Annotated in this window: 10 protein-coding genes; 8 read left to right on the top strand and 2 right to left on the bottom strand. The window is 62.4% G+C overall.

The features are described from left to right. The coding region (locus EOA27_RS41515) for a hypothetical protein (RefSeq protein ID WP_210214149.1) at positions 1 to 196 on the top strand (196 nt) is incomplete at its 5' end. Here EOA27_RS41515 and EOA27_RS14205 read toward each other — a convergent pair. Continuing rightward, entirely contained in the window at positions 193 to 1,296 is a 1,104-nt protein-coding gene (locus EOA27_RS14205; RefSeq protein ID WP_126082422.1) for an NADH:flavin oxidoreductase/NADH oxidase, read from the bottom strand. The two genes, EOA27_RS41515 and EOA27_RS14205, sit on opposite strands and share 4 nt — an antisense overlap. Before the next feature lie 153 nt (positions 1,297 to 1,449). On the opposite strand from EOA27_RS14205, the gene EOA27_RS14200 reads away from it, so the two are divergent. Further along, entirely contained in the window at positions 1,450 to 2,028 is a 579-nt protein-coding gene (locus tag EOA27_RS14200) for an NUDIX domain-containing protein (RefSeq protein WP_126060542.1), read from the top strand. A gap of 22 nt (positions 2,029 to 2,050) precedes the next feature. Here EOA27_RS14200 and EOA27_RS14195 read toward each other — a convergent pair whose 3' ends face one another. After that, complete coding sequence (locus EOA27_RS14195; RefSeq protein WP_126082423.1) at positions 2,051 to 3,955, bottom strand: hypothetical protein; 1,905 nt, start codon at positions 3,953 to 3,955, stop codon at positions 2,051 to 2,053. Between the two features lie 264 nt (positions 3,956 to 4,219). Between EOA27_RS14195 and EOA27_RS14190 the strand changes: the two genes are divergently transcribed. The 6 genes from EOA27_RS14190 to EOA27_RS14165 form a co-directional block, all read left to right on the top strand. Then, complete coding sequence (locus EOA27_RS14190) at positions 4,220 to 5,410, top strand: site-specific integrase (RefSeq protein ID WP_127256538.1); 1,191 nt, start codon at positions 4,220 to 4,222, stop codon at positions 5,408 to 5,410. An 83-nt stretch (positions 5,411 to 5,493) separates the two neighbouring features. Then, complete coding sequence (locus EOA27_RS14185; protein WP_127256536.1) at positions 5,494 to 5,955, top strand: hypothetical protein; 462 nt, start codon at positions 5,494 to 5,496, stop codon at positions 5,953 to 5,955. A 60-nt stretch (positions 5,956 to 6,015) separates the two neighbouring features. Beyond that, positions 6,016 to 6,312, top strand: a complete 297-nt coding sequence (locus EOA27_RS14180; protein WP_127256534.1) for a hypothetical protein — start codon at positions 6,016 to 6,018, stop codon at positions 6,310 to 6,312. Further along, positions 6,312 to 6,650 carry a hypothetical protein gene (locus tag EOA27_RS14175; RefSeq protein ID WP_127256532.1) on the top strand — a complete coding sequence of 113 codons (339 nt, stop codon included), beginning with the start codon at positions 6,312 to 6,314 and terminating at the stop codon, positions 6,648 to 6,650. Before EOA27_RS14180 ends, EOA27_RS14175 begins: the two co-directional genes overlap by 1 nt. Continuing rightward, positions 6,647 to 6,847: a hypothetical protein gene (locus tag EOA27_RS14170; protein WP_127256530.1), complete on the top strand. Its 201-nt coding sequence runs from the start codon at positions 6,647 to 6,649 to the stop codon at positions 6,845 to 6,847. Before EOA27_RS14175 ends, EOA27_RS14170 begins: the two co-directional genes overlap by 4 nt. Then, the coding region (locus EOA27_RS14165) for a hypothetical protein (RefSeq protein WP_145970348.1) at positions 6,810 to 7,572 on the top strand (763 nt) is incomplete at its 3' end. The genes EOA27_RS14170 and EOA27_RS14165, both read left to right, overlap by 38 nt.

Genomic DNA, 7,572 nt, shown 5'->3' with positions numbered 1-7,572 from the left:
CTCAAAAGGTTTGCTGTCTATCATGGCCGCCAACGTAAAGCGGCCAAATTGGTTGCAGTTGTGGCGAGGATCCTGCGCCCAAACGTCTCAGGACCCCCCTGTGATTTCCGGTTTCGTTTTGACGCAATTCCGGACGGAAGGCTACGGCGAAGTCGCCGAGCCTAACCGCGTCGCACTTTTCCTGGAATTGCCCTAGCCGGCGGCCTTCATCCAATGCCGCATGGTCGTCACCGAACGCGCCAGCTGGGGCGCCGGATGGATTTCCTCGCCGAAGGCAGCCGCCGCGCGCCAGCCCCAGCGCGGGTCGGCGAGGAAGGCGCGGGCCAGCGCCACCATGTCGGCACGACCACCGGCGACGATCGCCTCGGCCTGGCTCGGATCGTCGATCAGCCCCACGGCGCGCGTCGGAATGCCGGCGCCCTTGCGCACGGCCTCCGCCAGATGCACCTGGTAGCCGGGGCCGGGCGGCACCTGCTGCAGGGGCGAATTGCCGCCGCTGGAGCAGCAGATATAGGCGATGCCCTCGGCCTTCAGCGCCTTGGCCACCTCGATCGCGTCCTCGACGTCGAAACCGCCGTCGACCCATTCCTTCACCGAAAGGCGCGCGCCCAGCATCATGGACGGGGCGGCCTTCCTCACCGCCCTGGCGATTTCGACCGCGAAGCGCATGCGGTTCTCCAACGACCCGCCCCAACGGTCCGTCCTCTGGTTGGAGAGCGGCGAGAGGAATTGGAAGATCAGATAGCCGTGCGCGGCGTGCAGCTCGGCGAAATCGAAGCCGGCGCGTTCGGCGCGCACGGCCGACTGCGCAAAACGCGCGATGAGCTCCAGGATCTCGTCCTCTTCCAACGCGTGCGGCACATTCCAGCTCGTGTCATAGGCAATGGCGGAGGCAGAAACGGTCTGCCAGGGATCTTCGCCGGGCTGCAGCGGACCGCCGCCTTCCCAGGGTCTGCGGTTGGAGGCCTTGCGGCCGGCATGGGCAAGCTGGACGCCGAACTTCGTGCCGGGCGCGGCGACGCGCCTGGCGGCGTCGAGCGTTCGCTTGGCGGCAGCCTCGTTGTCGTCCGAATAGAGGCCGAGGCAGCCATGCGTGATGCGCCCGCGCCGCTCGACATCGGTCATCTCGACGGTGACCATGCCGGCGCCCGACATTGCCAGGTTCATCCAGTGATGGAGATGCCAGTCGCTGGCCGAGCCGTCCTCGGCCGAATACTGGCACATGGGGGCGACCGCGATGCGATTGGGGAAGGTGAGGTCGCCGAGGGTGATCGGCTGGAAAAGCGATGACGTCATGAAGCGGGCTCCTGGAGAGATACCGCTATCTAGGCAGTCGTGGCGCGTCACGCCAGACACGAGCCGGTGAAACTGCCGCTGGACCAGTCGGTTTCCCGGATTGCGTAGAGGCGCTTTCGTCGCTACCCCTTTGCCACCATCAAGGAGATCGTCATGGAAGATCGCATTCGCATCCGTTCCGAAGAGGTCCTTTCGGACGACTGGGCGGTGCTGAAGAAGACAGTGCTCGACTACCGCCGCCGCGACGGGCGGTGGGAGACGCAGATCCGCCAGACCTATGATCGCGGCGACGGCGCGGTGATCCTGCCGTTCGATCCGCAGCGCTCGACCGTGCTCCTGGTGCGGCAATTCCGCTTCCCGGCTTACGCCGTGGGTCACCGCGAGCCGCTGATCGAGGCCTGCGCCGGGCTGCTCGACGAAAACGATCCCGAAACCGCCATCCGCAAGGAAGCGGAGGAGGAACTGGGTTACCGGTTGAAGGACATCGAGCGACTGTTCGCGTCATTCATGAGCCCTGGCAGCGTGACGGAACGGCTCTGGTTCTTCACCGCGCGCTATTCGCCGGCCGACCGTATTTCCGACGGCGGCGGCGCGCCCGAGGAGGGCGAGGACATCGAGGTCCTGGAAATACCACTGGACGAAGCGCTGGCCGCCATTGCCGATGGACGTATTGTCGATGCCAAGACGATCATCCTGATCCAGCACTTGAAGTTGAACCCGATCGCGCCTTGACGGGCATCACCGCGTCAACGGCTCATTGGCCCATGGCAGGACACTGGCCGGCGGGGCCGCCCGACGCTGGATATCGATAGATGCGCAGCGGCCCCGCAAAGGGGCATTCCGTCAACCACTCCGGAGGCTTTCCCGTGGCCAACCGGCTGGCCAATGGAAACCGGGCTTCGACCGGCTGGAGGGCCGTTTCCTCTACACGGCAGACCGCGACATGGGTGGCCTTGGTTTGATCGAGAAGCTGCGTCGGGTCGGACGTAGCCGGGTCAAAAAATCTAAGGACGCGCTCGATGCCCTTGGCCGATGTGTGAAAAGGGACGGCCACGACGTCGAGTTCCTCAGGAGACCCCAAAGCGGCGATCCCGATATCGGGAGGCGCGAACAGTCTCGCGCCTTTCGGCCAAATAAAATGCGGGCCGCTGCTGGCTTGCGCGCAGGCATTGGCGATGTCGACGCCAAGCAGCTTTGCAGCCCGGGGAGGCCAGACCAGATAGGTTAGAAGAAGAGCAGCAATGACTGCCACGCCCGGGGCGGCCAGAAGCCAGGCGCGCGGCAACTCGTCCCTCGACCTGGCTGCGAAATAGCGCCTCAGCGGCAGGCTGGCTGGAATGCCCTGATGGACGAGCAAGGCAACCCCGGGGCCGACGAAGAGCGGAAAAAACCGCAGGTATCTTAGATAAAGCAGTCCCAACAGGAGGCCGACAGCCGAAAAGACCGCCAAGACCCACCAGGCTCGCTTCCTTGTCGAGGCGGAAATGGCCAAAACGCATGTCGCCGCCGTGCCCAGAATGGCGACGAAAAACCGTGCGAAACGATCGGAGCCCAGAAAGTCCGCGCTGAAGAAGATGCTGCGTTCCTGCTCGATGCGGGAGAGCCAATTGTCGCGAACATAGTCGCTGAGACCGACGAGCGGGCCGCCCGCGCATTGGGGGAAGAGGAAGACAAGTATCGCGGCGGTCGCGCCAGCACCGGCCAAAAGGCACAGGGCGCGTATGTACCAGCGTCCAATTCCTCTGGTCAGCGAGACACCTGCAAGCACGGCGCCGGCAGTCGCAAGCGCGGTGAGGTGCAAAAGCGAATAGCGGTCGCAAGCGGCGCTTTTGTAGGCGTCGGGTCCCACGACCACAAAGAATGCGGCAATGCCGGCGGCCGCCAGCGCCAGACCGTACGCCCCTAGGTCCTTGCCTGCATCCTTCGTTCCGGCGATGAATACCAATGCGTAGAAGCCGGCCGGAAGAGCAAGGAACGGCGCCATTTCGGCGCTGATCGCGGTGGACAGAGCCATTAGGGCGCCGTTCAATCCGGCGGCAACCGGCGAGCCACGGATCGTCAGCAGCACCGCCCCCAGGAGGATGAGCATCTGCAGGTTGTGGTAGTCGATGCGCCAGGGCTGGAATTCCGAAAGCGCGGGCAGCCCGGCGAAGGCGGCGACGATCAGCACCGCGCCTGGATGGTCGAACTCGAATTCCCTGATCACGAGGAAAAGCAGGGTTAAAGCGGCCAGGAGGAGCAGGAGCGGCACGGTGAACGCGGCGGCGGATAAAGCAGTTCCCATCCCGACAAAAGGCGCCAGCGCGATGGCCAGCAACGCATAGGGCGCATCGACGATCCAGGGCCAGTGCGAGATCATGGGCTCGGGCTGGGCGATACCGGTCAGCGTTCTGTCGAACGGATTGCCTGTGTGCAGAAGATGCCTGATTTCATGCAGCTTCATGAGATCGTCGACGTCGCCGTTGGGCATGTTGCCGAGCAACAGGAGCAGGCTCAGAACCGCACTGAGCGTCAGCCAGACGAATACGACCGGGGCAGGGGTGTGGCGAAAAATCGCCTTGATCGTCGACATCCCAAGCTCTTCCCCACGCGCCTCGACCATTTGATGCACGGAAAAGCTTTCGATCGCGTAACCTTTGCCCGGCTCGCGGGCCGCCACCCGAAGTTCGAGCGAAGAGTGTGGCCCGCCACCCCAAGCTCAAGAGCAAAGGGTGGTGCGGACGACGGGAATCGAACCCGTACGATCAGAGATCGAGGGATTTTAAGTCATTTCCTGCGCGTCCACCCTTGGGTATCCATATCGCCTGCAACCGTTGTGAATAAAGGAAAGACCGAGGGTTTACGGTTCCCGTTTGTTCCCGTAAGGTGACAAGCGTAGACACGTCGCGGGTACCCGCACGGCTACCCAAGAGGGGACCCGACCATGCCCATTCTTTCCGACAACTACGTCAAGTCGGCCGTGCTGCCGGCGGGCCGCGACGAGCTGATCATCCGCGACAGCAAGCTTTCAGGTTTCGCGCTTCGGCTCCGTCGCAAGGCCGATGGCAAGTCTTCCTCTAAGACCTGGCTCGTGTTCCAAGAGCTGCCGATGCGCGACGGCAAGCGCAAGCGTCGCAAGATCATCATCGGCGACTTCTCCGTCTTCCCCGCCGAGAAGGCGAAGGCAGAAGCACTGGCGATCTTGCAGGCGATCGAGAAAGGTGACGACCCTGCCGCTGCCAAAGCGGTGAAAAAGGCACAGCCTCCGTTCGAGGATCTGGTCGACGACTTCGAGACGTCGCACATTGCTACGAAGAAGCCCGAAACCCGCAAGGACTACCGCGGCCGGATCAGGCGGAACATCCTTCCCTATTTCAAGGGCAAGCGCGTCGCCGACATCACTGGCGAAATGGTCCGGGACTTCTTCCGTCGGAAGCGGTCAAACCCGACCGACGCCAACCGCTCCTTGGCCGTGCTGTCCGTCATGATGGGTCGAGCAATCGAGCTCGGATGGCGGAAAGATAATCCGTGCATAGGCATCAAAAAGAACACCGAAACCGCTCGAGACGATTGGCTCGACGAGCGCGACCTTCCCCAGTTCGTCAAGGCATTGGCCGAGATTGAGGGCGATTGCGGCGACCTGATCCGGTTCCTCACGGTCTCCGGCTGGCGTGTCAGTGAGGCGCGCTTGTTGACCTGGGATATGGTCGATCTGCCCAAGCTGGTCGCGCGCCTTCCCGACACGAAGAGCGGCGCTTCTGTCCGCGCACTCTCGACCGATGCCGCGACCCTTATTGATCGGCAGGAACATCGTGTCGGCTTCGTATTTTCGGGGCGAAAGGGCTCGCAACCCGTTTCGTACAAGCGGCTTCGCGAGGTCCTGCATTCGATCTGCACCGCCGCTGGTATCGATCAGATAACGCCGCACGGACTGCGCCACACCGCCGCGACATGGGCGGCAGTCTCTGGCGCTGAGGCCCATGAGCTGCGGCAGGCTTTTGGCTGGAAGACGTTGGCGATGACCAATCGCTATGTCTCAAAAGCGGAGAGCCTTGGCCGGCGTGGCGCCCAGCGTGCTGCGGACGCGATGAACGTGCTCCAGAAGCCGGCGGCGGACGTTAAGGAATTCCGCTGATGGAGGACTCAGACCTCGCTGCGACACGCGCTAAGGATGCTGTGACCCTCCTGGCTAGGCATGAGCGATTGGCCGCAGAGCTGATGACCGCCAACGGTGATGAGTATCAGACGCTTGGGCTGGTCCGCCGCTACCTCAGCGAAACCGGTATAGATCCCGAATTGATCTTCCCGATCATGCGTCGCATGGGAGAGTTGAGAGATGCATGGGTGCGCAGCGAACGCCAAGATAGCAAAGGCGGCGCGCTGAAGCCTACTAACCAAGTTCACGCCATGGCCTTCTTGGCGGCAAGCTCTGCGGTGATGCACGACCGTAAAAAATTGGGTGTCCGCGAAGCAGATGCGTATGTGGCGAAGTATGCAAAAATCGACAAATCAACGCTCACGAGCTTCCGGAAAAACGTCGAGGCTGGCAACCTCGCCGCCTACCAAGTGGACACGTATGAGAAGTTCGTGAAGGAGATCGGCGCCTTTACGGAGGAAGAGTTCGAGCCAGAAATTCGCCGCTGTGCGCTCCTATGCGGAGACTTTCTTAGAAACCCGTAGTGTTCTAGCCACTCGTTGGTTTGATTTTCCAGTCGCCTCAACAACCCGAAAGGCGACGAAATGGAACCGACTGATACCGCCCGGGCGTTCAATGCCCGGCTAAGCTTCTGGGCAGCATCCGGTCTTAGCGGCGTTGCGCTCTATGAAGCTCTCGCGACCGACGAAACCCTACCCGCTTTTTTCTCTCCTGCCGACTTAGCGTCGATCCAAGGCGTCGAGCTTGGCGCAGTCAAGAAAGCTCGCCACCGCGGGACGGGTCCTGAGTTTGTTCGACTGACCGGCAAAACCGTCAAATATCCCCGTGCCGATTATTGCCGGCATCTCGCTGCTCGGTTCGTTCGGAGGGCCGCCGCCTGATGGAACGGATCGACCTCTCACCCTCAGAAACGCGCTGGGAGCCCGACGCCAAGGCCTGGCAGTCGATGTGTTCGAACCCCGGCAAGTACGCTCCGCTGATCGAGCGCGTTGTCGGCTTCATGCTGTTCATTGGCTGCCGCGACGACGAGGACGCAGCAGATAGACTGTGCTTGGGGTTCGATGACTTCGCCAGTCAGACCCCGTTCTTGGCAGGTCTCTCACCGGATGAGGTGTATTTCGTCCAGGTCGGCGCCTCGAGGGTGATCTTCCAGGAAGACCCCGGCCCAATGATCCTTCGGGATGCAACGGCTTGGATGCGCGACGGAGGCCCAGAATGACCGGCCTCGATCACGAACACTCGGAGGTCATTTCGCTGGGCGCTCGACGCCTGGTCGAAGTGCCTGCGGAGCAGCGCGGACATGCGGCGGTGCCGTGGCTCAAGTCGCAGTTCCCGATGACGACGGCCGAGGCGATCGAAGCCATCCGGCTGGCCAATCTTGTGCGAAGCGGAGGTGTCGACGATGGCACATCCTGAAAAGCGAACGCCCGCCGAGGACCAATCGACGGGCGTTGCGGGGGACTTCTCAAGCAGCTCAAGTGTTCAGGAAAATAGCGGTAATCCTGCTCATTTTCAAGGAAAACTGAACAGTGCCGATTTGCTGTCCAACAGCCTCGCCGATCTCGCCGAGCAAGTGCGCCAAGCTGCGGCAGAATCGGACACGGCGGAGCGCACAAGCGTTTCCAGGGCGCTCGACGCCGGCCAGATGCTTGTCACGGCAAAGGTTGCCTGCGAGCATGGTCAGTGGTTGCCGTTCCTCAGTCGCGCCAACATCCATGAACGCCGCGCGCGCCGGCTGATGCAGCTTGCCCGGTCCGGGCTCAATTCGGACATCGTGTCCGATTTGGGAGGCATCGGCGCCGCGCTGGCCTTCACGTCGAAATGGCAACTGCCGAGCTTCGAACAGTCGCTTTTCATCTACGATCCTGAAGACGGCGAGACCTCTGTCGGTCGCGGCGTCGGCTATGTGTGGGAGGACCACCAGCACCGCGGCTACTATCACATAGGCATGATCGTCACCGGCGATGACGGTGAGGAGGAATGCATCGCCTCGAGGCGGCCAATGCTGCCCTTTGTGGAGGTCGACGGCGATAGGCCGATCAACATCCTTGTTCACTTCCTCACCCGTCGGTTCACGCTGCCGATCGCCGACTGGCGCTTCGGCTCCGTCGACCGCCAGATCCCGATGGTCGTCCTGGCGC

Origin of the sequence: Mesorhizobium sp. M2A.F.Ca.ET.037.01.1.1 (assembly GCF_003998075.1) — a bacterium.
Taxonomy (GTDB): domain Bacteria; phylum Pseudomonadota; class Alphaproteobacteria; order Rhizobiales; family Rhizobiaceae; genus Mesorhizobium.
This window is presented reverse-complemented; position numbering and strand designations above follow the sequence as displayed.

What these genes read in the sequence shown, in the direction of transcription:
- EOA27_RS14205 (WP_126082422.1), bottom strand. Translation starts at nt 1,296, where the DNA reads ATGACGTCATCGCTTTTCCAGCCGATCACCCTCGGCGACCTCACCTTC.
- EOA27_RS14200 (WP_126060542.1), top strand. Translation starts at nt 1,450, where the DNA reads ATGGAAGATCGCATTCGCATCCGTTCCGAAGAGGTCCTTTCGGACGAC.
- EOA27_RS14190 (WP_127256538.1), top strand. Translation starts at nt 4,220, where the DNA reads ATGCCCATTCTTTCCGACAACTACGTCAAGTCGGCCGTGCTGCCGGCG.
- EOA27_RS14185 (WP_127256536.1), top strand. Translation starts at nt 5,494, where the DNA reads ATGACCGCCAACGGTGATGAGTATCAGACGCTTGGGCTGGTCCGCCGC.
- EOA27_RS14180 (WP_127256534.1), top strand. Translation starts at nt 6,016, where the DNA reads ATGGAACCGACTGATACCGCCCGGGCGTTCAATGCCCGGCTAAGCTTC.
- EOA27_RS14175 (WP_127256532.1), top strand. Translation starts at nt 6,312, where the DNA reads ATGGAACGGATCGACCTCTCACCCTCAGAAACGCGCTGGGAGCCCGAC.
- EOA27_RS14170 (WP_127256530.1), top strand. Translation starts at nt 6,647, where the DNA reads ATGACCGGCCTCGATCACGAACACTCGGAGGTCATTTCGCTGGGCGCT.